Origin of the sequence: Aeromonas sp. 3P, assembly GCF_051919745.1 — a bacterium.
GTDB lineage: Bacteria > Pseudomonadota > Gammaproteobacteria > Enterobacterales > Aeromonadaceae > Aeromonas > Aeromonas veronii.
Map to the genome: position 1 here is coordinate 2014103 of NZ_JBQBED010000001.1, position 22786 is coordinate 2036888.

The 22786-nt window shown below is 57.0% G+C and carries 27 protein-coding genes and 3 pseudogenes; 11 read left to right on the top strand and 19 right to left on the bottom strand.

Going from position 1 to position 22786, the window contains the following annotated elements; translation table 11 throughout:
* Nucleotides 1–143 precede the first annotated feature (143 nt).
* The 6 genes and pseudogenes from ACTG19_RS09050 to ACTG19_RS09075 all read right to left on the bottom strand — a co-directional run.
* Nucleotides 144–1340: a J domain-containing protein gene (locus ACTG19_RS09050; protein WP_439989010.1), complete on the bottom strand. Its 1197-nt coding sequence runs from the start codon at nucleotides 1338–1340 to the stop codon at nucleotides 144–146.
* Between the two features lie 158 nt (nucleotides 1341–1498).
* Complete coding sequence (locus ACTG19_RS09055; protein ID WP_042649078.1) at nucleotides 1499–2149, bottom strand: hypothetical protein; 651 nt, start codon at nucleotides 2147–2149, stop codon at nucleotides 1499–1501.
* Nucleotides 2133–3464 (bottom strand): AAA family ATPase, encoded by a 1332-nt coding sequence (locus ACTG19_RS09060; RefSeq protein WP_439989011.1) that lies wholly within the window; start codon nucleotides 3462–3464, stop codon nucleotides 2133–2135. Before ACTG19_RS09060 ends, ACTG19_RS09055 begins: the two co-directional genes overlap by 17 nt.
* A gap of 230 nt (nucleotides 3465–3694) precedes the next feature.
* Nucleotides 3695–3871 (bottom strand): hypothetical protein, encoded by a 177-nt coding sequence (locus ACTG19_RS09065; protein WP_439989012.1) that lies wholly within the window; start codon nucleotides 3869–3871, stop codon nucleotides 3695–3697.
* Nucleotides 3872–3967: 96 nt separating this feature from the next.
* Nucleotides 3968–4162 (bottom strand): annotated as a pseudogene (locus ACTG19_RS09070) (IS1595 family transposase); the annotation flags it as partial.
* An 81-nt stretch (nucleotides 4163–4243) separates the two neighbouring features.
* Nucleotides 4244–4523: pseudogene (locus ACTG19_RS09075) on the bottom strand (ATP-binding protein); the annotation flags it as partial.
* Between the two features lie 566 nt (nucleotides 4524–5089).
* Here ACTG19_RS09075 and ACTG19_RS09080 point away from each other — a divergent pair.
* From ACTG19_RS09080 to ACTG19_RS09130, 11 genes are read left to right on the top strand one after another with little or no spacing between them, the layout of a single operon-like run.
* A complete protein-coding gene (locus ACTG19_RS09080) occupies nucleotides 5090–5461 on the top strand; it encodes a hypothetical protein (RefSeq protein ID WP_439989014.1) in 372 nt (123 codons plus the stop codon).
* Nucleotides 5458–7950, top strand: a complete 2493-nt coding sequence (locus ACTG19_RS09085; RefSeq protein WP_134696664.1) for an Hsp70 family protein — start codon at nucleotides 5458–5460, stop codon at nucleotides 7948–7950. The genes ACTG19_RS09080 and ACTG19_RS09085 overlap by 4 nt, the downstream gene beginning before the upstream one ends.
* 3 nt (nucleotides 7951–7953) lie before the next feature.
* Nucleotides 7954–9390 carry an ATP-binding protein gene (locus ACTG19_RS09090; protein WP_134696666.1) on the top strand — a complete coding sequence of 479 codons (1437 nt, stop codon included), beginning with the start codon at nucleotides 7954–7956 and terminating at the stop codon, nucleotides 9388–9390.
* Between the two features lie 11 nt (nucleotides 9391–9401).
* Complete coding sequence (locus ACTG19_RS09095; RefSeq protein WP_199415345.1) at nucleotides 9402–10916, top strand: peptidoglycan-binding domain-containing protein; 1515 nt, start codon at nucleotides 9402–9404, stop codon at nucleotides 10914–10916.
* A gap of 15 nt (nucleotides 10917–10931) precedes the next feature.
* A complete protein-coding gene (locus ACTG19_RS09100) occupies nucleotides 10932–12956 on the top strand; it encodes a hypothetical protein (protein ID WP_199415344.1) in 2025 nt (674 codons plus the stop codon).
* Between the two features lie 31 nt (nucleotides 12957–12987).
* On the top strand, nucleotides 12988–13632 hold the full coding sequence (locus ACTG19_RS09105) for a hypothetical protein (protein WP_439989015.1): 645 nt from the start codon (nucleotides 12988–12990) through the stop codon (nucleotides 13630–13632).
* Nucleotides 13633–13641: 9 nt separating this feature from the next.
* Nucleotides 13642–14130 carry a hypothetical protein gene (locus ACTG19_RS09110; RefSeq protein WP_134696670.1) on the top strand — a complete coding sequence of 163 codons (489 nt, stop codon included), beginning with the start codon at nucleotides 13642–13644 and terminating at the stop codon, nucleotides 14128–14130.
* 17 nt (nucleotides 14131–14147) lie between these two features.
* Nucleotides 14148–15197, top strand: a complete 1050-nt coding sequence (locus tag ACTG19_RS09115) for a hypothetical protein (RefSeq protein WP_134696671.1) — start codon at nucleotides 14148–14150, stop codon at nucleotides 15195–15197.
* Nucleotides 15197–15850 carry a hypothetical protein gene (locus tag ACTG19_RS09120; protein ID WP_042047766.1) on the top strand — a complete coding sequence of 218 codons (654 nt, stop codon included), beginning with the start codon at nucleotides 15197–15199 and terminating at the stop codon, nucleotides 15848–15850. Before ACTG19_RS09115 ends, ACTG19_RS09120 begins: the two co-directional genes overlap by 1 nt.
* Nucleotides 15851–15874: 24 nt before the next feature.
* Nucleotides 15875–16504, top strand: coding sequence for an RDD family protein (locus tag ACTG19_RS09125; RefSeq protein WP_134696673.1), 630 nt, complete (start codon nucleotides 15875–15877; stop codon nucleotides 16502–16504).
* A gap of 18 nt (nucleotides 16505–16522) precedes the next feature.
* Entirely contained in the window at nucleotides 16523–16798 is a 276-nt protein-coding gene (locus ACTG19_RS09130) for a hypothetical protein (protein WP_199415342.1), read from the top strand.
* 122 nt (nucleotides 16799–16920) lie between these two features.
* Here the strand turns inward: ACTG19_RS09130 and ACTG19_RS09135 are convergent, their stop codons facing one another.
* From ACTG19_RS09135 to radC, 13 genes and pseudogenes are all read right to left on the bottom strand, one after another.
* The gene (locus ACTG19_RS09135; RefSeq protein ID WP_265177115.1) at nucleotides 16921–17157 is read right to left on the bottom strand and encodes a DndE family protein; all 237 of its coding nucleotides are present in this window, start codon (nucleotides 17155–17157) and stop codon (nucleotides 16921–16923) included.
* A 47-nt stretch (nucleotides 17158–17204) separates the two neighbouring features.
* On the bottom strand, nucleotides 17205–18137 hold the full coding sequence (locus ACTG19_RS09140) for an ATP-binding protein (protein ID WP_439989597.1): 933 nt from the start codon (nucleotides 18135–18137) through the stop codon (nucleotides 17205–17207).
* 63 nt (nucleotides 18138–18200) lie between these two features.
* Nucleotides 18201–18464 (bottom strand): annotated as a pseudogene (locus ACTG19_RS09145) (winged helix-turn-helix domain-containing protein); the annotation flags it as partial.
* Between the two features lie 203 nt (nucleotides 18465–18667).
* Nucleotides 18668–19072, bottom strand: a complete 405-nt coding sequence (locus ACTG19_RS09150) for a type IV toxin-antitoxin system YeeU family antitoxin (protein WP_080988641.1) — start codon at nucleotides 19070–19072, stop codon at nucleotides 18668–18670.
* Nucleotides 19073–19074: 2 nt separating this feature from the next.
* The gene (locus tag ACTG19_RS09155; protein ID WP_021137999.1) at nucleotides 19075–19389 is read right to left on the bottom strand and encodes a hypothetical protein; all 315 of its coding nucleotides are present in this window, start codon (nucleotides 19387–19389) and stop codon (nucleotides 19075–19077) included.
* Nucleotides 19390–19474: 85 nt separating this feature from the next.
* Nucleotides 19475–19831 carry a hypothetical protein gene (locus tag ACTG19_RS09160; RefSeq protein ID WP_021137998.1) on the bottom strand — a complete coding sequence of 119 codons (357 nt, stop codon included), beginning with the start codon at nucleotides 19829–19831 and terminating at the stop codon, nucleotides 19475–19477.
* Nucleotide 19832: 1 nt separating this feature from the next.
* Complete coding sequence (locus tag ACTG19_RS09165) at nucleotides 19833–20375, bottom strand: hypothetical protein (RefSeq protein WP_439989016.1); 543 nt, start codon at nucleotides 20373–20375, stop codon at nucleotides 19833–19835.
* 81 nt (nucleotides 20376–20456) lie between these two features.
* Nucleotides 20457–20819, bottom strand: a complete 363-nt coding sequence (locus ACTG19_RS09170) for a hypothetical protein (protein ID WP_043170869.1) — start codon at nucleotides 20817–20819, stop codon at nucleotides 20457–20459.
* The gene (locus ACTG19_RS09175; RefSeq protein WP_029303599.1) at nucleotides 20816–21031 is read right to left on the bottom strand and encodes a hypothetical protein; all 216 of its coding nucleotides are present in this window, start codon (nucleotides 21029–21031) and stop codon (nucleotides 20816–20818) included. Before ACTG19_RS09175 ends, ACTG19_RS09170 begins: the two co-directional genes overlap by 4 nt.
* On the bottom strand, nucleotides 21031–21537 hold the full coding sequence (locus ACTG19_RS09180) for a hypothetical protein (protein ID WP_077098445.1): 507 nt from the start codon (nucleotides 21535–21537) through the stop codon (nucleotides 21031–21033). Before ACTG19_RS09180 ends, ACTG19_RS09175 begins: the two co-directional genes overlap by 1 nt.
* A gap of 115 nt (nucleotides 21538–21652) precedes the next feature.
* Nucleotides 21653–21991: a hypothetical protein gene (locus ACTG19_RS09185; protein ID WP_174218935.1), complete on the bottom strand. Its 339-nt coding sequence runs from the start codon at nucleotides 21989–21991 to the stop codon at nucleotides 21653–21655.
* Between the two features lie 24 nt (nucleotides 21992–22015).
* On the bottom strand, nucleotides 22016–22207 hold the full coding sequence (locus ACTG19_RS09190) for a hypothetical protein (RefSeq protein ID WP_077098430.1): 192 nt from the start codon (nucleotides 22205–22207) through the stop codon (nucleotides 22016–22018).
* Nucleotides 22204–22701: a RadC family protein gene (radC, locus tag ACTG19_RS09195; protein ID WP_042045083.1), complete on the bottom strand. Its 498-nt coding sequence runs from the start codon at nucleotides 22699–22701 to the stop codon at nucleotides 22204–22206. Before radC ends, ACTG19_RS09190 begins: the two co-directional genes overlap by 4 nt.
* Between the last annotated feature and the right edge of the window lie 85 nt (nucleotides 22702–22786).

The window sequence follows — 22786 nt, forward strand, 5'->3', positions numbered from 1 at the left end:
TGGCTGTCCAGCGCCTCGATAGCACTCATCTGGATGTCTCATTGCCACGACATCCTTCAAGCTACCCAAAACAAGAGAGAGCCATTGGCTCTCTCTTGTTTTCGAAATAGGTGTTTTCAAAAAATGTGTTTTCGAAAAAAGTGTTATCGAAAGAAGATCTCATCAAAGTCCGGCTCTTCATCCCAGATGGCGTGCTGACGTGCGTCCCAGCGCTCGGCCAGATAGGGTTTGAGGGTTGCAAGGGTGGTGATGGTCGCCAGTTGTCCATGCAACTGCTTGATATCCCGCTGTAGATAGTGCTGATGCTCCTCGAACGCGAGATCGGTCTTCTTCTTCGAGCGCTGTTTAAACTTGTGCAAGATAACCCCTTGCACTCCCTCCGGGCCACTATAAAAGCAGATCTCGAGCTCACGTTTTTTCTGCCAGAGCGCCGGATTGATGGCCACCAGATTCTCTTCACTCAGCAGCTTGTCTGCCTCGGGCAGATGGGTGTGAGCCAGGTGCAACAGAGTAAACATATCCCGCGTTTCCCACGCATGGCTGAGCTCGCCCATCAGGCGGCTCTTCTCTTCACGCTTGACCGGGTCTTGCTCCCGATCCGGGTGCAGCGTCATAGCCAGCTTGCGATAGAGCTGCTTAAGGCTTGAGTTATCGAGCAGTTGCTCAACCCTGGCAACCTCATCCGGATCGGCCATGTCATGATGATCCTGCCAACGTGCGAAAGCCTCGTCATTGGCAAAGGGGTCATCGCCACAGTCCGGCGCGTCGTCGTCCCACTCATGCTCATCACCGCCCTGTTTTTGGGCCTGGGCTTGCATATAGTCGCGCAGCTTCTCGGGATTTCTGACCATCTCGCGCAGCAGCTCGATATCATCGGGGCTCTCGCCAAACGCCTCTTGCAGCATGTCAGTGATAAAATCGCAGCTCGCCTCGAGCTGATCATCATCGAGCTGGCTGACGCTGCCCGCTTGCACCGCCATATAGAGTGACTCCAGATCCAGCTCCCCCCGAAACGGGTTGGATTCATGATACCCCATCAATTCATCAATCCAGCCATGGAGCATCTCGCGCTGCCACTGGGTAAAACTTTTGCGGGCGGTGAAACCGGCCAGCCGCTGGCAAAGCTGAAAAATCAGCCCACACTGCTCACGCTCCAGAGGCTCAATGTCGCTGACAAAGCGCTGATAGATATCCGCCCCCTCTTGCTCCTGTTTGGCCAGCTTGGCCTGCAGCTTTTCGATGGCCTGCCACTGGCGATGAAAATAGGCAAGGGCCGGACTCTCGTGGCGCGGCTCGGCTTTTTTTCGCTTGGCCGAGGTTTTACTCTTGGTCAGTGACATGAAAACTCCAAATGAAAACGGGATAGTTGGCTACCGTGGCCACGGCAGATTATCAGAGGGGAGGAGATGCGCCTATCCTCGCGGTCTGCTGCCGGAGAAAAGCGCACGAGGTGTACCGAGGTTGTGGCTCCCGAGTCACCCGGGCAGGCACGCAATCGCTAGAGCTGACTGCGCAGTATGTTCACCAGTACAGGTGCGAAGGGCTCCAGCTTGCCTTGTTTGGGCTGGCTCAGATCTTCGATCAGCATTGTCAGCAATTGTGCATCATCTTCCAGCGCCAGTGCCTGCTGATCATCGCCATAGTGGGTCCAAATCAGGCTATCCACCAGCTGTTTACGCTTGGCAACCAGCACCTTGTTGCTTTGCTCCGTATCACCCAGATTGAGTACCCGGATCGCCTCTTTGGCTCTTTCCGTCAACCCCTCAACCCGACCACTCCATTTAAAGCGCAACTCGGTTTCGCACTCAGGCATCAGCGGGGTCAACGGCAGAGGCTGCGAGCCATGGGCGGCATCGCACTGTTTCGGTGTTTTGCAACTGGCTACCAGATTGCTGAAATCCATGGTGCGCTTAGGGGCGAGATCCCTAGCCTCAACATGCTCGTTCATGGTGTCTTCACTGGTGCCGCTGATGGCTTGGCAACAGTAGGCGCAGAGATGGAATTGCTCAGTAGTGCAAGCCTCCCGGATCTGCTGGCGAATTGCCTGACCCTCTTCATCGTTGGGTAGGTCGTGATATCGAGCATGAGGATTTTGACGTTTGAATGCCGCCAGACTTGCAGGTTCTTGTCCCTTATAAATCTTGCGCACGGCGCAGCTCCTCTTTGCGCAGCAGCAGGCTTGCCTTGGTCAGTTCCAGATTGTTGGCAGGCAGGTCAGCTTTCAGCTCGGCCAGCAAGGCATTGGCCTTATCGAAACGCCGATCTTGAATCAGATCGAGCAAGTCGTTGAGTCGGCTTGCCACTCGCTCATTGCGAATAGCGGTATCCATCACCTCCAGCAGCACCGAGTTCGCATCCTGACCATATTGGGACGGCACTTCGGTGAGTTCACCGTTATCAAGCGAATAGACCAGTACATCCTTGCAATCGCTGATCACCAGAGGGGAGTGGGTGGTCAGCACAAACTGACAGTTGGGGAAGGTATCAGTGAGCCGCTGGATGATAGTACGTGCCCACTGGGGATGCAGGTGCATGTCCACCTCGTCGATCAGCACCACCCCATCGCCGTGCAGCGGATTTTCCAGCTCCGGATTCATCATTGCGAGGCGGCGGGCAATATCGCCCACCAGTGCCATCAGGGATTTCTCCCCTTGCGACAGTTGCAACACATTGAGGGTCTGACCCTCCTTGTCGATGGACATATGCAGACGCGGCTTACGGCGGACCTTCAGATTTTTAAATCCGGGCATAAAGTTGGCGATAGCTGTGCGCACCGCCGTCAACTGACGATCTCTGGCTGATGCCTGTGTCTGTTGCAACTTTTGCCAAAGATCAGGACCGAGTAAATCTTGAAGTTCATTAAGAACTTCAGTAGGGATTACCGACTCGTTTTCGCTATCTTCCCGCTCGCGAAACCACTCAAAGAAACGACGAAAGTCGACTCCTTGACTCAGCGAATTGTCATAACCATCGAGTTGGCGAAATGAATGTTTCTCTTTGATCTTGAGGGGAATATCCAGCACCACCCGCTCGACAGGATAGAAGGCGATCAGGGGCACGCTGACATTTTCCTGCTCTGTCAATCGTGCTCGATACTCATCGGCCAGCTTGCTGGCATCAACCAATATGGATTGCTCGTTGCTCTTGCGGCCTGCACGGGTCCTGGTGAGTGACCAACGGTATTCGCGTTGCTGATCGTGTAGTTGAAGAGAGACCACAGCGGTATTGGCGCCATTGAGGATGACCTCTTCCGGGATGGGGCTGCCGCTGCCTTTGTCGCTACGCATACGGGCAACAAACCAGCTGAGCGAGGTCGCCAACGATTTGAGTACCGAGGTCTTGCCTGCGCCATTGTTGCCGATCAGCACAGTCACATTCGAGTTGACGCGCTCTGTGGGGGCAAACTCGATGGCAAGACGCTCAAAACGCCCCAGATTTTCGAGGGTGAGTTGTTTGATTTCCATGCTCTATTCCTAATTCTGCTGCCAACACGACCTTATCTCGCCGGCACTTGGCTTACAACCCGTCGAATGTTGCCGATGGCTGCCCATCATACGAGCGGGTTAGTCCGTTGTGCGAGTCTTGCTGGTCCCACGCTTACCTTTTTTGCCGCTGGCGGTGGCCCGCTCGGTTTGAATGCGGGCCAGCAGGGCGGCAGTTTCTCGTGCGTCCGATTACGCTTCGCTAATCGAACCTACACCGCGGATGTTTTAGTTGCCCGTTTGCGCGGCTTGGTAGTGGCCCGCTCGGCTTGAATGCGGGCCAGCAGGGCGGCGGCACTATTGTCGCCACTGATCAAGTCCGGGTTGGCTGCGCGCCAGTCGGCGGTCAGCTCGCCACGAAATGCCTTGGCCAGAATGGCCTGGGTCAAGTTATCGACCCGCTCTTTGGCCGCCTTGGCCTGCTGCTCGATGGTATCGGCATAAGCAAAGAGTTGTTCTACGCGACGGACAATTTCGGTTCCTGATTACCCATGACCCTCAGCCAGCTTCAAGAGCCGATATGGCATCGGAGGGCTTGCCATGACTGCATGCCCCAATTCAACCAACATGCTCTTGAGGTCAAAACGATGATTAAACCGGAAGCAGTATTCCGCAAGATGCCTTGGTAAATGCTTCGCTCCGAGCTTATGACAACTGCCCCGCAGCGAGTTCTTCACATTCTGCGTATTCCGGCGAAGTTGAACAGCCATTCCGGCCAACGTGAACACCCTGATCCTTAACGCGCTCACGTCACCCCGTTTCTAACTCGAGTGTTCAGATTGGGTCAACTCACTTCTCCTCTTTCTCATCGATTCTCCCTTCAGTGACAGCCGGTGAGCGTTGTGCATCAGCCGGTCCAGGATCGCATCTGCCAGGGTGTTGTCCCCCAGGCTCGCGTACCACTCTTCCGTTGGCAGCTGACTGACTGACCACTACCGTCGAGTATTTCCCGTACCGATCATCCATGATCTCCAGCAGGGTGTTGCGCTGCTCGGCATTCACTGCTTCCAGTCCCCAGTCATCGAGGATCAGCAGCTCTACATCAAACACAAAGGAGCGAAGCAGTGCAAAGAAAGGGCAGCTGTCCATGGTAACGCTCCATTTCTGAATACTTGAAATAAGTATAGAGATGCCACCAATACGCTTCGGGAACAGCGCCATGAACGAAGCAGCCGCAGGCTGCTTCGTTTTCAGTTAACTGCCTAAAAAATCAGCGACGCTGCTTTTGATAACCGCTTACTGCTAATGCGACATAGTCCTTGCATGATTTTGATTAAACTGGCAGGTTTAGAACATGAATCAATATTCACCGCAATAGCATCGGATATAGTTGTGATTCAGACCGTCTACGGTGTGGTAGTGAGACAAGATGCTCAAGAAGGTAAGTGATCCAGAATCTTGTTGCAGAACTGCAAGTATCTGCCTTTATCGAAACACGGCTCGAATCCGAAACCAAACTGTTTGGTACTGCCAAAGGTTAGAACCGCAACCGGTCAAAGGTGCAGCTGCGGATCAGTACTAGGCAAACACGCAATTTGAATCTGAAAGTTCTCAAGTGGGACAGGCGCTTCAACATCTCCTCACAGCAGCAACCACAGGAGGATTTGATGACCCAGCAGGCCGAAAGCAGTGAGCAGATGGAGCAATCCCTGATCGACATCGCTGTCGAGAGTTGGCGTTTCTCGCGTCTGTTCGGAAAGGTCGTCAGCAAACTCGATGCGGGTGAGTCGGGTCGTTACGTCAATCAGCTCCGCTACTTCCAGAAGAAGGTCGAGGAGAGCCTCGACTCGAGTGGCCTCAAGCTGGTCAACGTCGAGGGGCATCCCTACGACGCTGGCATGGCGGCATCGGCATTGAACCTCGGGGACTTCGGCCCTGACGACGTGTTGCTCGTCGATCAGATGGTGGAGCCAATCATCATGGGGCCGAACGGCCTGCGCAAACAAGGCACGGTAATGCTCAGGAAGGTGGAAGCATGAAGTACGTCGGTATCGACCTAGGCACGACCAACAGTGCCATCTGCTCCTTCGACGGCGAGTCGATCCGGCTCTACAAGAGTCCAGAACAGCACGACGTCACGCCGTCGGCCATCTTCATCGACCGGCGCGGCAACAAGTACGTCGGTTCGCGCGCCTACAACAATGCCGCCCGCAATCCAGACAATGCGGCGGTGCTGTTCAAGCGGCTCATGGGTACGAGCACGCCGGTCAAGCTGCCGGCGGTGAACCTCACCATGACACCAGAGGAATGTTCTGCCGAGGTGCTGCGTGCGCTGTACGGCTACCTGCCGGAAGAGATCCGGGGCGATGGCGACACCGGCACTGTCATTACGGTTCCAGCCGCGTTCAACCAGATGCAGAAGGACTCGACGATGGCTGCCGCTGATGCGGCTGGGCTCGGGCGAGTGGCCTTGATGCAAGAACCTGTGGCCGCCGTGATGAGCGTCATGCGGCAGCGAAAGAATGACGGCGTGTTTGTCGTTTATGACCTCGGCGGTGGAACGCTCGACATCGCAATTGCAGAGAGTATTTCCGGTCGCGTCACACTTCTCGCGCACGGTGGTATCGCCATGTGCGGCGGCCGCGACTTCGATCGGATTCTGTTCGACAACATCGTGAAGCCGTGGCTGCTGGAAAACTTTGATCTTCCGGAAGACTTGACGACCAACCCACAGTTCAAGTCTCTCCTGCGTATGGCCACATGGGCGACAGAGAAGGCAAAGATCGAGTTGTCGCAGAAGGAAGAAGCCGTTGTCAGTCTGCCCGAGACCGAACTCGGTGTCCGCGATCAGTCTGGTGAGGAGATCTATATCGATATCACCATTGATCGCAAACGATACGACGGTCTGATCGGGCCGAAGGTGGAAGAGTCCATCGTGTCCGCCCGCGAAACCCTCGAAAAGGCTGGATTGAGCCCACACGACGTCGAGCGTGTTGTCTTTGTGGGAGGCCCAACCCACTACAAGCCTTTGCGTGACAAGGTGGCCTTCGAGCTCGGTATCGCGCCGTCCACCGATGTGAATCCAATGACCGCCGTTGCGGAAGGCGCAGCGGTCTTCGCCGAGTCCATCGATTGGGCGTCGCAAAGCCGTGGACGTAAGAGCGCCCGAGGAGCCATCAGCGCCGGTGGCGCGCTTGATCTGTCGTTCAACTACATCGCGCGCACGCCGGACTCGAAGGCAAAGATCGTCGCCAAACTGGGAAGTTCTGCTCCGGCCGGAGTCGAGTTTCAGATCGACAGTCTGGACACCGGGTGGTCCTCCGGACGCATCGCACTGAAGGATGGCGCAGGTATCGAACTCAACCTGACCAAGCCTGGCGATAACACCTTCAAGGTGTTCGTGTTCGATTCCAACGGTGGGCCCGTGTCACTGCGCGAAGACAAGATTGTCATTGCACGCACCGCCGCTAGCATCGATGCAATCCCGGCATCGCATTCCGTCGGCGTGGAAGCGCGCGACAAGGTGGGCGGTCGCTTGAGCTTGGATTATCTCGTTCGTGAGGGCGATCAGCTGCCCAAGAAAGGCAAGAAGACCTTCAAGGCAGGCGAGTCTCTCAAGGCTGGAAGTGCCGGGTCGATCAAGTTCAAGTTGTGGGAGGGCGATATCTCCGACCCCATCAACGACAACCGCTTCATCGGCATGTTCGAGATCAAGGGAACGGATTTCGACGACGGCGTCATTGCCGCCGGTGCCGAGCTGATTTGCGAGTACGAAGTGCTCGACTCCGGCAACATCGTTCTGGAGGTTTCAGTCCCTTCAATCAGCGGTTCGTTCCAGAGCGGGCGTAACTTCTACTCGAGCCAGGAAGGCAAGGTCGACTACACCAACCAAGCGAAGAACATCCAGGAACAGTCGGACCACACCTTGCAGCGGCTCGACGAGATGGCGTCCAAGGTCGATGACCCACGTCTTGAGCAGGCCCGCGAGAAGCTTGAGCAAGCGAGCACCATCAAAGCTGACGAGGCCGACCCCGAGACGGCCAAGCAGGCGATGGATCACGTCCAGGAGGCCAAGCGGCTGCTGGCGCTGACCCGCAAGGAGCATCTGAAGGACATTCGCCAGCTGGAACTGGACAAGGCAGTCGATTTCTTCGACAAGGTCGTGCGCCAGCATGCCAGACCCACCGAAGCCTCGTCTTTCGACAACTTGGTCAAGACGGCGCAGCGCGCGATTGACAACAACAGTGGCGACTTCGAGTCGCACCTGGATGATCTGCGCGGTCGCAACTTCATGATCCTGTGGCGTCAGGACTGGTTCGTCATCGAGCGCTTCAAGTGGCTGGCCGAGGATACCTACCTCTTCCCAGATGCCCGCGAGCATGCCCAGCTGGTGGCTGCGGGAGCGGAGGCGTTGAAGGCCAATGACATCGACAAGCTTCGTGCTGTAGTAGCCCATCTCGACTCCATCCGCATCGGTTCTGCGGGTGAGGACGACATGCTTGCTGGCGCGAACATCGTGCGGAGTTGACCCATGGCACTCGATGCGTGGCTTCCCATCGGTTTCAAGTTGCCCGACGGTGCGAAGGCGCGCGTCGCCCTGTTTGAAGGGGCGGACTGGCAGATTCTTGAGACCCAGGGTGGTGGGCGGGCGCTCGTTGTACGCGAGGCGCTGGCTCAGCATTGGGTAGATGCCGGGCTGATCGATGATGAGACCTTCAACGTCTTCCAGTTCGGCGATCAGCAGCTTCGGTCCATCTCGTGTGGTCCGAGCCAGACGCTGTGCCCGGTCAGCGAGGCGAGATCACCCGATACCAAGGCTGAGGCGCTCGCCTTTGCTCTTGCATTGAAGGCAACACGCGATATCGATGCGGATTCGGCGCTCCAGGATGCGCTCTACGTTGAGAAGATCACGCGGCTGCTGCCAACCTACAGCATCAGCTCCAGAACTGGCGATGATGTCGTGCTCGGCTACTGGCTGACGGGCGGCACCAGCATTCCGGCCACGTCCTTCCGCCGTCTCCGCCAGACCATGAGCTGGCTGGGCGCGAGCCACCTTAAGGATGTCGTGCAGGCGGCGGGCTTCGACGTCGCGGAAATCATCCCGTTGGAGCGCAAGCCAGCGGCTCCTGCCAAAAAAACGGAGGCTGCTCCTGCCGAGAAAGTGGAGGAAGTCGAACGCGCCGAGCCGGAGCCCAACAAGGTCTTCGAACTCGCCGGGCGTCCCGAACTGGCGACCTTCTTCAACGAGCACATCGTCGACATCATTCTGCACCGCGACCGCTACAAAGCGCTCGGTATTGAATTCCCATCAGCCGTGATCCTGTACGGCCCTCCAGGTACCGGCAAGACCTTCGCGGTCGAGCGACTGGTTGATTTCCTCGGCTGGCCGAGCTTCCAGATCGACGCATCCAGCGTGGCCAGCCCTTACATCCACGAGACCAGCAAGAAGGTCGCACAGGTGTTCGACAAGGCGATGGAAAACGCGCCATCAGTTCTCGTGATCGACGAGATGGAGGCGTTTCTTGCTGACCGCGAAATGGGATCGGGCCATCACCGCGTCGAAGAGGTGGCCGAGTTCCTGCGGCGTATCCCGGAGGCCGTGAAGAACGAGGTACTGATCATCGCGATGACGAACCGGATCGACATGATCGACCCCGCCATCCAGCGCCGGGGACGCTTCGATCACGTCATCAAGGTGGACTTTGCAAGCGAGATCGAGGTGCAGTCGCTCCTGGACAAGCTGTTGTCTGCTTTGCCAAAGGAGTCGGATGTGGACTCCAAGCCGCTGGCGCAAGATCTCGCTGGAAGACCGTTGTCTGACGTCGCTTTCGTTGTGCGGGAAGGTGCAAGGCTCGCAGTACGCTCGGGCAAGGACAGGCTGGACCAGGCCAGCCTGCTGGCTGCCTTGCGCACGACACCTGCACGGGAACGTGAAGGCAGCGAAAAGCGGAGCATAGGATTTATCTAAGGGAGATACTGGTGGCAGCGGAGGAAGAAAACAACAAGAAAAATGAAGGCAAAGGCTTCGCTGGCCTTTCCTCGCTCGTGTCCGACGTAGACACGACACCGCCGCCCCCTGCGCCTAAGACGGAATCAGCCGGCTCTACGACGTCCACCGGACGCCCAGCCGCGCAGACTGCTCAACCGCAACCGCAGCAGCCGACTCAGCGTCAGACGTATCAAGAGCCTCCACAACCGTCGTCTGGCTCGTCTGGCGGCAAGTGGTTGCTGGGCATAGCTGCCGTCGTTGGCCTGCTTTGGCTCATCGGCCAGTCCAACAAGCCTACAAGTTCACCGGCTACAGCCTACTCACCGCCCGCGCAGAGTGCAGCGCCGAGCTATTCGCCGCCTGCTCAACCGCAAGCCCCCTCCGTGCCACAAGAGTCAAAGCCGCCAGTTGGCCAGGACTTGGTATTTTCAATGGCTCAGATTCGGTATTGCCTAGCCGAAGATATCCGCATAGAGGGCGCGAAGGCCGCCCTCAACAACTACAGCGACTCCGATGTCGATCGGTTCAACGCCATGGTGGCTGACTACAACAGCCGTTGCAGCTCATTTAAGTATCAGACTAACAATCGAGGGCGCAATGATTTGAATAGTGCCCAACGAGACATTGAGCCGTACCGGAGCCAACTTCAGGCAGAAGGCAGGCGCCGATTCACTCGCCGCCCATCCACGGGTTCCCTGTCGGCACCAGCACAAGCGCGTCCTGCTGCGGATGAGACGGTACGTGCCGTTCAGCAGAAGCTCAATGAGCTTGGCTACAGCGCCGGCCTCGCCGATGGGCTGATGGGAAGGGGCACTCGTGCCGCCATCATCGCTTTTCAGCAAGACAGAGGTTTGGCCGCCACGGGTGCCGCAGATCAAGCGTTGCTTCTCCAGCTTCAGCAAGCTCCTAGCCGCTCGTCACGCCCACAGCCAGATAGCCGTCCAGCCACCACATCTGTGCAGTTGTCAGCTGCAGAATCTGCATCGCTAGAAGCGGCATGCTCGACTGACAAATATGTGAATGGGCCGGCTGCTTATCGTGCATGTGTTGAAAGGCAGAAGGCAGCTTTGGCCGCAGGTGTAAGACGACCGAATTTAAGCGCCCTGTCCTCCGCCGAGCAGCAATCTATTGAGGCGGCATGCTCTACAGACAAGTACGTCAACGGACCTGCTGCTTATAACGAGTGCCTAGCGAATCAACTTGCAGCAATGTCCGGTCAGGGAGCTAGACGTCCTGATTTGTCCCGACTCTCATCCTCTGAGAGGCAATCGATTGAAGCTGCGTGCTCAACGGATAAGTACGTCAACGGACCAGCGGCTTACAACAGATGCCTCAACAATCAACTCGTGGCGTTGGAACGACAGGGTGGGCGACCAGATTTGTCAAGACTTTCAACTACGGAGAGAAATTCAATCGAGGCCGCCTGCTCAACAGATAAGTATGTCAATGGTCCGGCCGCGTACAACCGCTGTCTGTCTCAGCAGTTGGCAAGACTACGTAATTAGCGGACGGGCACAGTCATGGGCATGGCAATTTGTTTTAAATGTGGTTCAGAGAAGTCAGGCGCATTGCTCGCCTGCGGTGCATGCGGAACCACTCCTCGATTAAACAGCGAGCTGGCTTTGTCACTCGTGCTTACTGATCACCTTTCGTCGAAAACGCAGCTGGCACATTACAGCCACGAGCTTCGCAATCATTTAAAGCTTTCCGTGCCATCTGATGCATTGGCTCAGGCGCAAGAAGCCTTGAAGGACCCGCAGCTCATGACGATGCTCGGCGCTCAACCAGCATCAAGCGCCTCGGCGGCGCCAGTGCCAACAGCGGCGTCCTCCCGCCCAACCGCTGTGCCTCCTGTGCAATCGGCCAGGAATACCCCATCTCCGCGAGCACGAGCTCAACGCACACTGAAGACGACCGCGCTCCATCAGACGCCCTTCGCGATTCTCGGCGTGACCACTCGCGACGACCGCAGGCGAATCGTTGAATTGGCTGAAGAGAAGTCTTTGGAGCTGGACCACGATGTCTGCCAGAAGGCACGGTCTGATCTAACGAATCCACGCACCAGGTTAAGCGCGGAGATTGCATGGCTCCCCGGCGTTTCTCCACGAAAGGCATCCCAACTCGTTGAAGGTCTGCTCCATGATGCTATGGCGGTCAGGGAGGAATCTGGCCTGCCCACGCTTGCACACTTGAATTTGCTCGCCGCCGCCTTCGAGGCGGTGGATAGCGAGCACGATGCGGAAGACCTGGCCAGTTTCATTCAGGAGGTTGCTTACCTCGTGGATGAGATCGATCCCGAAGATGTCCTGCGCGACATTAATGAAGACCGCGCTGTCTCCGGCTTCCCGGAGGTCCGGGCACTCGATCAAATTGAAGCCGAACTGGCGGAACGTAAACGGTACTACCGCAGCGCCATCAAGGACGCCCTCGACAGGCTGCCATCGACGACGCTTGTGCAGGTCATGACGGACACGGTGGAGGGGGTTGCGTTGGGCGGCGAGGATCACGCGCCCGAACTGATCGATGACCTCGTCGACAGCTACGAAGTGGAAACCCAAGGCTTCCTGCTGAAGGAAGCTGAGAACGTCCACAAGCTGATCAAAGCCGCCCGTGAATCGGCGAACTCGGGTGAAGCTGCCGTCAAGCCGTATGTGGACAAGCTTGATGCCGTTGCGCGCAATTGGGACAAGGTCGCCCAGCCTATCCAGCTGAGTGCCAAAGCGCGCGGCATCGATCATGAAGCAAGCCGTGACCTGGCCTACGAAATACGTAGCCTCGCCATCGACCTGTTCAACACGCATGACATGTTGACGCAGTCCCAACGGCTGATTGGCCTGCTTCAAGAGTTGTTTGCCGAGCTACCTGAAGTGTCTGAGCGCGTTGAGCAAGATGCGGATGCGCTTGCCGAGATCTTCCATGAGCGGAAGCAAGCGGTAGCACGCAGAGACGAATGGGCGCGTGAGATCACCTACCGCGCTGAAATTGGTGTGATGTTCAAGGACACCCTGAGCATTTCGCCCGATGGCATCTCGTGGAAAGGACAGAGTTTTTCTCTGGACTCGATCACCCGAGTTCGCTGGGGTGGCGTGCGCCACTCCGTCAACGGCGTGCCGACAGGGACGACCTACACCATTGCCTTCGGAGACAAACGCTCCGAGGCGGTTGTCGAGCTAAAGAAAGAGGACATCTACAGCAAGTTCATTGACAAGCTCTGGCGAGCCGTGTGCGTCCGCCTGCTGGGTGAGATGCTGGAAGCGCTGAAGGATGGGCGGGACCTGTACTTCGGCGACGCACTCCTTCACGACGATGGCATCACCTTGGTGAAGCACAAATTCCTAGGTGCCAATGAAAGGGTGCGGTGCACGTGGGGGCAGGTGCAGATATGGAATGCTGATGGATCGTTCTGCATCGGGTCCAAGGACGACAAGAAAACCAATGTCGGCATTTCCTACATTCACGTCGCAAACACGCACATCATGGAGCAGCTCATTCGCATGGCTTTCAAGAAGCCCGGACTGCGCCGACTGAGCGAACTGCTGCAATGACGTAATCCATTCGACTTTGGGGGCAGCTTATATGGGATTTTTATCAAACCTCTTCGGGGGCAACAAAGAAGACAAGGCGTTACGAGAGGCGCTTGCGCACATCCATCGCATCCTGAATGACGAAAAGTTCCAGTTGGAGCTCGTTCATCCAATGATGAAGGCGATGCTGGAATCTGCGCCTGCCTACGACAAGAGCCCAAACGGGTCTGGGCCATTTGGCTTTACTGAGACGAACCCGATCCCGGTTAACGGGCCTATCGGTCAACTGGCATATCTGTCCAGACTCGAAACGCAGTCGGGGCAGCGCATCCTTTTTCATCGCCTCGGGGCCATCGATAAAGTGGACGTGTTCGAGGCCGTGACATTCGACGGAAGCGGATGGTTCATCTTTTTCGTTGACCTCTACCATCCACGGCGCTCGCGCCTTACCCCAGACGGCTTCCGATTCACGAAGGATGTCGCGCAGTTCTCCGGCTTCCACAAGTTCTGCGAGAATTTCCCATACGATTTCGTCGAGAAGAAGGCGTCTGAGCGGGAGTCTGGCTTGAGCATGGCGTACATCGCCATCAGCAAGGTGTCTGACCAAATCCAGAATCGTGTTTTCAACAGGCCATTGGCCCACAAGGCCAAGCTCGACCTCGTGAAAAGCCGCTTGTCGAGCTTCCAGACCCAATAGGCGGTGGTGATGAAGAAGACCCTGCTGGCCACGCTTGCCGCATTGATCACCCTTCAGGCCGGGCCAGTTCTGGCTGAAAACTATGAGGTGAGTCTGACCCGCAAGGGCAGCAACGTTTACAAGATCGACGGCAAAGACATCATCATCCAGACGCGCTACTGCTACGTCTATGCCTACTCTGAAGAGGCCATTTTCAAAGCGTCCGGCTACGGCGGAGAGCTGATCTTCTTCGACAGTAAGGACAAGTGCGATGTGAAGGCGGTTTTTGGCCTGTCGAAGCAGAAGCCTGGTAAGTACGTGGTGACGGTCAGTCGTGAAGATGATGATTGGTACGAGGTCCTCGGAACAGATTCGTACATCAAGACATCGACCTGTCTCTCCCTTGCGCTTGGCGAAGAAGCCTATCTGACAATGTCGGCGTCCGGTTTCGGACAACTTCGCTTCGAAGACGGAGACGACTGTATGGTCGAAGGCGTCTATACGAAGCTGCGGCTTTGAAGAGGACATGAAGAGCCGTGGCTGCTGACGACAAACAGAATGGAAACGCCAAGGGCTTCTCAGGCCTTTCGACACTTGTTTCGGATGTCGACGAAGGCAGTCCAGCCCGCCAGCCTACGTCGCAAGTAACTCCGCCGCCCAGCTCCGCTCCGGTTCCCGAATCGCCGCCCAGACAGGTCGAGGAAGCCCAGGCTGCCTCGACTGTTCTACAGCCGCCCAAATCAAAGAACGACGGCTCATCAGACGTGGCGACCGGCAAATGGATGGTCGGTATCGGCTTGGGCATCGGGCTTCTGCTCATTGCCTTCGTCAACTCGACCAAGAACGAGCCCACCCGCTCGGCGACGGCACCAGTTGCTCAAGCCCCCGTCACTGCGGTCCCGACATATTCACTGCCAACGGTTGCGCCAGTCACGCAGAGTCGGCAGGCTGCCCAAGAGACAGTTATCCAGCAACGAGCGGCTACAGTGTCGGTGAACGTGCTTGGTCAGCAGGTCCTGTTTTCGAATCCAAGTGGCTATTGCACGCCGGGTGAGTCGGCGCGCGAAGTCGAGCTCATGGACTTGGCAAAGCGTTCCCTCGCAGAAGGTTCGCGCCTCGTGCATGCAGCAGTCCTTTGTTCCGAGCTGGAGGACTACAGGATGGGGCGAAGGGAAATGCTGGATCACTGGCTGCAAATCCAACTTATCGGCCCGAAGGGGAATTTCCAGCGAATCGAGATGCCGCGAGAGGCATTCCTTTCCGGCCTTTCCAAGTCGACTCCTCGGGTGAATTCTGCCGAGCTCAATCGACGGCTGAAAGCGTCGTTCGAGAATAGCGACGTCGCGCTAACAGACATGAAGTTTGAACCGATTGGGCGGGACGGGAACGCGGTCTATTTTTCCATGCGGATGAACATGAGCGTCGGGGAAAGCAGCCGCCCAATTTCGGGAATCAGCGCAATCACGCTCCTGAACTCCCTGCCGCTCTCGATCAATGTTTATGAAGGAACCGGTTCGCCACAGAGCCGGGGCCAACTGCAAGCTATCCAGCAGGAGTTGCTGAACAGCCTCCTAACCGAGAACTGATGATGAACAAAGCAAGAACAATATTCTCCGCCCTGTGTTTCTGCTTGTTGGCTGCGGTCGCCTTGCCGGTCGCCGCACAGACTCCGGGCTATACCAAGCTCAACGTCAAGGGACGAGTTCAGATTGAAGTGCCAAGCGACTGGACGATCAGTGATGCGGAACAGCGCAGGCGTGTAAAGGAGTTTGCGGAGAAAGTCACCGGAGTTGCCATTGATCACGTGGCGTCGCTTTCGGTGCAGTCCTATCCAGCACCCTCACGGGTGTTTGTCCGGGTGTCGTTCATTCCAATGGAGCCGCCACTTACTCAAGCGGACGTTAGGCAGGAAGTTCAGGCCAATAAGCAACAGGTATTGAAAGATTTGGCGGATGTCTGGCGCGAGGAGTCCCCAACGATGTGGGCGGGGATGGCGAAGTACGGAATGAAGGAGGTCGGACGCCCCAGCTTTGCCGTTGAACCAATTGGAGGCCAGACCGCCCTGATCATTCGCTACGGACGCACATCATCGGCCAACTCGGCAGAGACGATGAGGGTAGCTCAGTACCACGTGCCTCTGGGCGCCGAGAAAGCATTGATCACGCTTTCGTACATTGAAGGGGATCAGCAGGCAATCTCTGCCCACAATCGATTGAAGAACAGCATCGTGATTCGATAAGAAGAACAGGAACAGGAACAGCCAATGGCCTACGAAGATCCCAATGCACCGTCGCCAAGCTTCGACGGGTTCACCCAGGAGCCAAAATCATCCGTTGATCAGAGCAAAAGTTTTCTTGGGGGGCAACATCACCCATGGAGACGATTGTTCGCACGGACGGTGGACATTTGCACTGCAGGGTTTCTGTTGTTGCTTCTGTTGATATTCGCGTTGAGCGCAACGATGCCAGGACAGGCGGCGGGCTTCGCCAAGGCAATAGAGAATCCCATCATTGCCGGTGTCGTGCTGTATCTGGTGTGGGTGCCTGTGGAATCAGTGTTTCTCTCGTTGTTCGGAACGACGCCAGCGAAATGGCTGTTCGGTATCAGGGTGGCCCATCCGAGCGGGGCCCTGCTGTCCTTTCCAGAGGCGCTAAACCGATCTTTTCTCGTCTTTCTCCAGGGTGTAGGGCTTGGCATTCCATTCGTCGCATTATTCACGCAACTGTTCGCGTATCGGCGTCTCACGAAAACCGGCACGACGTTGTGGGATACATCCGCCGGTGCAGTGGTGCTCCACAAAAAATGGGGAGTGGTTCGTGCGCTTGTGTGTACCGCCGCAGTCTTTGGCGTGCTGATTTTGATTAGCGCATTGAACGCCGCAGGAAATCGATAACCACACTAGGAGAAGCCAATGGCTTACGAAGATCCGAACGCACCGTCATCTGCGCCGGCGCCCACAACGACGCCAGCAGCAGCCACGCCCGAGAAGAAGCCTGGTTCATGGGACTGGCTTTGGCCGTCCATTCTGGCCGTTATCATCGTCAAGCTGTTTGGCCTTGTCGGCGGGCTGGTTGCCTTTGGCAGCTATTACTGGCTGAAACCAAAGCTCGGAACATGGGGGGCTGTCGCCGCTTCCGGTGTCATTGGCGTTGTTGTCGCAATTGGCCTCTTGGCGATGATCCGCTGATAACTACTGGCTCGACTATGAGAGGAGGAGCATCACTTCCGCCTCGCGACGGGCTACGAGCCACAGCATGACCTTGCCACCACAATGAACCAATCGTCGCAGCTATGGCCCATTCTCGTTGGTTAATCGGCGGTTAGAGGGCTGTTTCGGTTGAAATCGAATTGCACTGTCAGTGCCAACAATAATTCTGTGATCTGGGTGGTATCACCTAACCAAGTGATCTTATCCAGTACCAGAGAGCCATCGAGTTTTCGTGGGTCACCCTGGTAGCGAAATCCTGACTCGATGGAGCGGAAAAAGGCAATGCGCGCGGCGACGTTGGGTGTTACCCCAGTCATGCTTTTTAGCCGTTTTGTCAATCAGCATCGAAAAATGACCAGGGATCAGCGTCCAAAATTGACCAGGGTTAGCTGGCTGATTTCATCCTCTGTTTGAAGCGGTAGGAGTCGTTTCCGGTCTCGATGATCTCGCAGTGATGGGTGATCCTATCCAGCATTGCCGTCGTCATCTTCTCATCCGTAAATACCTTGCCCCATTCGCTGAAAGCCAGGTTGGTGGTCAGGATCAGGCTGGTGCGCTCGTACAACTTGCTGATCAGGTGAAACAGCAGGGCGCCACCGCTTTCGGCAAACGGCAGGTAGCCCAGTTCGTCCAGGACCACCGCATCGACATTGACCAGCCGGTTGGCAAGCTGTCCGGCTTTGCCTGCCGCCTTCTCCTGCTCCAGTTGGTTGACCAGATCCACCACACCGTAGAAGCGCACTCGCTTGCCCCGGCGTACGGCGTTGCGCCCCAGAGCGATGACAAGGTGGGTTTTACCTGTCCCGGTTCCGTCGATCAGCACGATGCGCTTCTCAATCAGTCCGACATACTCCTGCGCCTCACGGCTAAAGCTGGAGGTGGTGATAAAGACCCCTTTGCGGGCCTTGTGCAGATCCAGCGCCCCCGCGAAGGACTGGATCTCGGGACGCCCCACGGTTTTGTCGGTGTAGCGCTTTGCCTGCAGGTAGATGGAGTCGAGCCCCAACCGGTCTTCCTTGATGATGCCATCGATGCCGCCATCGCTTTGGTAACGGGTGGTGCGGGCGGCATCCTGCTGGCTGCCGCCATAGCCCATGGCCACCATCAGATCGACCACCAGCTGTTCAAAGAAACGAGGGGAAAGGCCCAAGATCTCGGCAAGCAGGTCATCGGCAAGGGAGCGATTGATGGCAGATAGTGCCTGCTCAATCTGCTCTTGAGGGGTGCTGGCCTGCTCTGGTGTTGGCGTGTCTGTCGGGATCGCTATGGCTTGTTGCGTATTGCCTGCGCTCTCACTGGAGGCCAGGGTAAACGCCACGAACTCGTTGAATTGGGCCAGATAGCGGTTGTCGATAGTATGTCCCGAGACTAGCGCCGCCTTACCCCGTTCGGTGATAAGGCAAATGCCCCGCTTGGGTTGCTCGATGAGTCCTGCCTTGACCAGATAGGTCTTGGCCCAGCCAACCCGGCTGCGCAGCGTGGTTTGGCGACCACTGGGCAAGGTGTCAGCCAACTGCTCCGGAGTAAAGGCGTAGTGCTGGCAAACCCGCTCGAATACCTCACGTAGAGAGCGGGCGACACCATCGGCCAATACCTTGAGCACGGCAGGCATCATGGCTTCATAGCTGGGCAGGGTTTCTTTCATCGGGCAACCAGATCGAGATAAAACAGGGGCTTATCTTGTCACAGCGACCTACTTGGGGCCAGTTGGTATCGAAGTCACTGGGAGCAACCTCAAAAAAACAGCGTCACCAAAAAAAGGGAAGGTCATGAATTGGCCTTCCCCAAGACCCACCCACTTATCACGGACGAGTAGGTTTAAAAATGTTACCACAAGCGGATGTGTGGTCACGCCTTGCGGTCAGGATTGGCGTCCATGCTCGCCGCAGGGTAAATACAGATATAGACATAGCCATGGCTACCGAGGGTGTCGGCTTCGCAGGTAAAGCCGCCGTGCTGGATAGTGATGCAGTGCTGACGTTGAGCATCCAGCTCGCCGGTTAGCAGCTTGGCTTCCAGAGCCTTGATGATCTCCGGGAAAGCCAGGTCGAGCTTGGCTATCTGCGTCTCACTCCATTCACCGATCAGACTGGCCCGATCGGATAGAAAATCGAGCCGGTAGCGACTCTGTATCAGACGAGCGCCAAAGCGTGGCGTCACGGTATGGGGCAAACCCCACTGTGCAAAAATCCGAGTGGGGTGGTCTGGCGCTACGGGGTGTTGGTTGTTGGTGTGGGTGGTTGTCGTGGTCATGATTAGCGATACCTCAGTTGAATGTCGATGCAGGTGCCGGGCACGTTGTGGCGCTGGCGTAGTCTGGTCAGGTGCTCAGGGAGTTCGGTCAGGTTTGTCAGCCGCCCCCGGTAGAGCCGAGAAAGATTGATGTAGTCGGGATGGCTCACGGTGATGGTCACCTGATGCCCAGGTTGCCAACGAGCAAACAGGCGGGCTTTGGCTTGCTTGATGGTGGTGATGCCGGGAGCGGGTAGTGTCTGACGGTTTCGCAGGTGCAGTTTGTTGAGCTCGGGGGCATAGCGATGCACCTCGAGTCCGGTGATAAGACGGGTCATGTTCGGTGACTCCAATGATGCAAGGGGCCAGCCTTTGAGGGCTGGCCCTTTATGTTGTTTGTGGATGAGCGGAGACAGTAGGGCGTCAACGAGCGCAGTCAGCCATCTCATTGATAACCGGCTTGCAATTGAGCCGGTCTAGCAGGTGCCGCGAGCCGTATTGAGCCACCAGCCGGGCGATGGCCATTTGAGCGCAGGTCGCTCTGCTGGGCTTATTCTCAGGGATTGCGTAACGCGCAGTGAGCCAGCCGCCGAGCAATGCGATGCGGTAGCCGCTTGGGATGTGAGTGAGCGACGTACCGATGCCCCTCCCGTGAATGAGAAAGGGCACAGCTTGTCCGCCGATGTCGATATCCATGCGCTGCCCCTTGAGCTCGAAGGTAGTGAGCTCGCCGGTTTGCGGATGTTTGCCGGGCACCTTGATGGTGATGTGTTTGGCCATTTCATACCTCCGGCTTGCTTTCAACGTGGTGGGTCACAGTGTTGGCCTCGGGGTCGATACTGATAAACGCCGGGGCTTGTGGGTGGTAGTGGTATAGCCGCGCCAATTCAGCGCGAAACGCCTCGACGTTTGGCGCAATCACATGGCTGGTATCTCCCTCGGCATAGGTAAAGGTCTCCAGCTTCTCGGTATTAATCCAGATACCGAAGTACCAGGCGTCTTCCTCGGTATCGTATTGCTGCCAACCTTGAGCCAGTAGCGTCCGGTCGTAGTAGTAGCGGTCAGCCTGATGGCTACCCCGGTCGATGCGGCAGCCGGTCACTGTAAGTTCAAACGGGATACGCCCCGCCTTGTGGGCCTTCTTGACTCTGCGCAGCAGCTTGAGGGCTTTGGCTCTACTACGGCCATTACCGAGTGGTTGCGGCTGCCTGGCCCGCAATCCCAGGTGGGTCATTATCTTCGGCGCGGTGTTGTGGTTGAGCTGACCGATGGCAGGGGTGATCTGCCGAGCGGTCAGGGTCTTGTAATCACGCAGGTCGTGCATGGTTGGGCTTCCTTCAAATGCAAACAGCCCCTCGGAGTGAGGGGCTGTATGGGAGCATGGGTGTGTGCTGGTGGCCGTGGCTCAGGTGTGACTACTCCAATCCGGCTTGTCATTACTACCGTGGTTGACGTAGGCCCCGACAATTACCCGTTGCCACTCACCGACCGGCTGACCCGCTGCATTACAGGCGCAGCGAAAGCGGGCGAAGTTAATCTCTCGTGGCAGGTGCTCACGCATATCCCGTGGACTGACAAAGAGCGTGGTCTTGTGCAACACAGGGTTGGGGGCCACCAGCGGGCCACCAATACGTCGCCCCTCCACATCGTGGGCATAGGCAAAGCCCGGCAGCATCAACTGCTGACTGATGAGCTTGGCAAGCCCTGAGTGAGCACACATGGCCTCCGCTACGGAGGCCTGGCTAAAGCTGTCGTTGAATTCGATCATGGGTGTTTCTCCTTTTCCTCCGGTGAACGGTAAGCAGCTGCCAGCAGCGCAAACTGTTCGACCAGATAGCTGATACTGATGCCCAGTTCATCGCTCACCCCATCCCCTAGACGGTGATGCAGGTGTGCCATGTCATCGGCGACACGTTGGGCTAGGTGGGCCATTGAACTCGGTGGCGAGCTTGCCACTGTCAGGGTGATGTAGAGATCCATCACATCTCTCCCCAGGGTGCTTGCTCCCACAGTGACAGCCGGGTCAGCACGTCTTGCGCCAGCGCCTGCTGCAACTGCTGTATTACCTTCACCAGCCGTGGGGCCTGCTCAGGACTCCCGCTCCATTCGCTCGACTGGTACAGGGCGCAGCAGGTGAATTTGTAGAGGGCTACCAGTTCGGCATCGGTGAGTGGTGCCTGGTGGTAACGATGGGCAGGTTTAAGCGGCCCCAGCTTGTTCGAGCGGTGCTGATGTGGTTCCTTGTGGCCCTGCTGACGCCCAAGCTGATAGCGATGCCAAACAGCACGGCGATTGGCGAGCATCATCAACCGTACCAGCCGGTCAACCCGCCACGTCCAGGTGCTGGTCGTGTCTGCTGGCGGCTGCCACCAGAGGGTGCGCAGTAGCTCCAGGGTGTAGTGCGGTGGCATGGGGGCATTGCAAAAGCGATGTAGCTGCACGGCAAAGGCTAGGTAATCCTTGCGGTCAATCATGAAGGCAGACATTGAGTGACTCCTTGAAATGAACAAGGCCACCTGTAGTGAGGTGGCCTTGCTGGGGGGATCGGAATATCCGGATCATGGTGTTGGCGCGGATGATCCGGGTTTGGGGATGCTGGCGTTATTCGTGCGCCTGCTCTGCGTCTGGGTAAGCCGCATCAAACAGGATGGCGTAGAGCGCACAATCAATGCCGTTGACGGCATCGTGATGCAGGTAATAGGGCGGTGCGTCTCGGGAGCACTCGAAGTAGTCGCCAAAGCAGCTGAGGCATTCGCGGATCTCGATGGTGGATCCCCGCAGCAAGGCCTCTTCAAGCTGCCTGGCATAACCCTCGTCATCACGCGCCTTGGTGACGGCTTTTTCCAGTAATGCCAGCGCCTCCTCGTTGCAGGCAGTAGCCAGACGATGGCGCAGCTTGCTCAGGGTTTCCTCAAGGGAATAGGGGTTAGGTAATCGCATCGCTCATTTCTCTTTTGGAACGGACTAATGGCGCAGCTGATGCAGCAGCGCATCAATAGCCTCGATACTATCGGCCTGGGTGAGCAGGGAGCCGTTAGGCAGGTGAGCCACGATGGCGGGCTCGGTCTGCATCTCGACGTTGTCTGCCAGCCAACAGCGCAACTCGATGAGGATATCGAGGGCGGTGAGGTGGGTTTTGCCTGGGGTCTGGTTCATAGCTGACCTCTTTCGGCCATCGAGACTAAGCCCTCAGCACCGACCACCAGATGGTCAAGCAATCGCACATCGACCAGCGCCAAGGCTTCTTTGAGGGCCTGGGTAAAGACCCTGTCAGATTGACTGGGTTCCGGGTCACCGCTGGGGTGATTGTGCACCGCGATGATGGCCCCACTGTTGAGCAGTATGGCCCGCTTGACCACTTCCCGTGGGTAGATACTGGCGCTGTCCAAGGTGCCGCGAAACAGCTCCTCAAAGGCCAGTACACGATGTTGGGAGTCGAGGAACAGTGCACCAAACACTTCGTGCTCCCGGTCCTGCAGCAGGGTCTGCAGCCGCTCAGCGGCCTCTGTGGTACTGGTGATGGCGGAGCCTTTGGCAAGACGCTTGCGAGCAATCTGATTGGCGATACGCAACAGGTCTTGCTCGGTCACGGGTTCGGTGACGACATAGGTGCCGGGGCATTCCCCGGCTTTCAGCTTGTGGTAACGCATAGTGGAATTCTCCAAATAAACAAAACCCCGACACGCATGAAGCATGTCGGGGTTAAAGGTAGAGCGGTTGTTGGTTCACTTTGAG

Bases quoted from the DNA above. Each gene is read 5' to 3' on its own strand.
- ACTG19_RS09060 (WP_439989011.1), bottom strand. From the start codon at position 3,464: ATGGAAATCAAACAACTCACCCTCGAAAATCTGGGGCGTTTTGAGCGT.
- ACTG19_RS09100 (WP_199415344.1), top strand. From the start codon at position 10,932: ATGGGCATGGCAATTTGTTTTAAATGTGGTTCAGAGAAGTCAGGCGCA.
- ACTG19_RS09085 (WP_134696664.1), top strand. From the start codon at position 5,458: ATGAAGTACGTCGGTATCGACCTAGGCACGACCAACAGTGCCATCTGC.
- ACTG19_RS09130 (WP_199415342.1), top strand. From the start codon at position 16,523: ATGGCTTACGAAGATCCGAACGCACCGTCATCTGCGCCGGCGCCCACA.
- ACTG19_RS09190 (WP_077098430.1), bottom strand. From the start codon at position 22,207: ATGAACCAGACCCCAGGCAAAACCCACCTCACCGCCCTCGATATCCTC.
- radC (WP_042045083.1), bottom strand. From the start codon at position 22,701: ATGCGTTACCACAAGCTGAAAGCCGGGGAATGCCCCGGCACCTATGTC.
- ACTG19_RS09150 (WP_080988641.1), bottom strand. From the start codon at position 19,072: ATGACCACGACAACCACCCACACCAACAACCAACACCCCGTAGCGCCA.
- ACTG19_RS09160 (WP_021137998.1), bottom strand. From the start codon at position 19,831: ATGGCCAAACACATCACCATCAAGGTGCCCGGCAAACATCCGCAAACC.
- ACTG19_RS09125 (WP_134696673.1), top strand. From the start codon at position 15,875: ATGGCCTACGAAGATCCCAATGCACCGTCGCCAAGCTTCGACGGGTTC.
- ACTG19_RS09170 (WP_043170869.1), bottom strand. From the start codon at position 20,819: ATGATCGAATTCAACGACAGCTTTAGCCAGGCCTCCGTAGCGGAGGCC.
- ACTG19_RS09105 (WP_439989015.1), top strand. From the start codon at position 12,988: ATGGGATTTTTATCAAACCTCTTCGGGGGCAACAAAGAAGACAAGGCG.
- ACTG19_RS09165 (WP_439989016.1), bottom strand. From the start codon at position 20,375: ATGCACGACCTGCGTGATTACAAGACCCTGACCGCTCGGCAGATCACC.
- ACTG19_RS09155 (WP_021137999.1), bottom strand. From the start codon at position 19,389: ATGACCCGTCTTATCACCGGACTCGAGGTGCATCGCTATGCCCCCGAG.
- ACTG19_RS09050 (WP_439989010.1), bottom strand. From the start codon at position 1,340: ATGTCACTGACCAAGAGTAAAACCTCGGCCAAGCGAAAAAAAGCCGAG.
- ACTG19_RS09080 (WP_439989014.1), top strand. From the start codon at position 5,090: ATGACCCAGCAGGCCGAAAGCAGTGAGCAGATGGAGCAATCCCTGATC.
- ACTG19_RS09110 (WP_134696670.1), top strand. From the start codon at position 13,642: ATGAAGAAGACCCTGCTGGCCACGCTTGCCGCATTGATCACCCTTCAG.
- ACTG19_RS09120 (WP_042047766.1), top strand. From the start codon at position 15,197: ATGATGAACAAAGCAAGAACAATATTCTCCGCCCTGTGTTTCTGCTTG.
- ACTG19_RS09090 (WP_134696666.1), top strand. From the start codon at position 7,954: ATGGCACTCGATGCGTGGCTTCCCATCGGTTTCAAGTTGCCCGACGGT.
- ACTG19_RS09180 (WP_077098445.1), bottom strand. From the start codon at position 21,537: ATGTCTGCCTTCATGATTGACCGCAAGGATTACCTAGCCTTTGCCGTG.
- ACTG19_RS09185 (WP_174218935.1), bottom strand. From the start codon at position 21,991: ATGCGATTACCTAACCCCTATTCCCTTGAGGAAACCCTGAGCAAGCTG.
- ACTG19_RS09175 (WP_029303599.1), bottom strand. From the start codon at position 21,031: ATGGATCTCTACATCACCCTGACAGTGGCAAGCTCGCCACCGAGTTCA.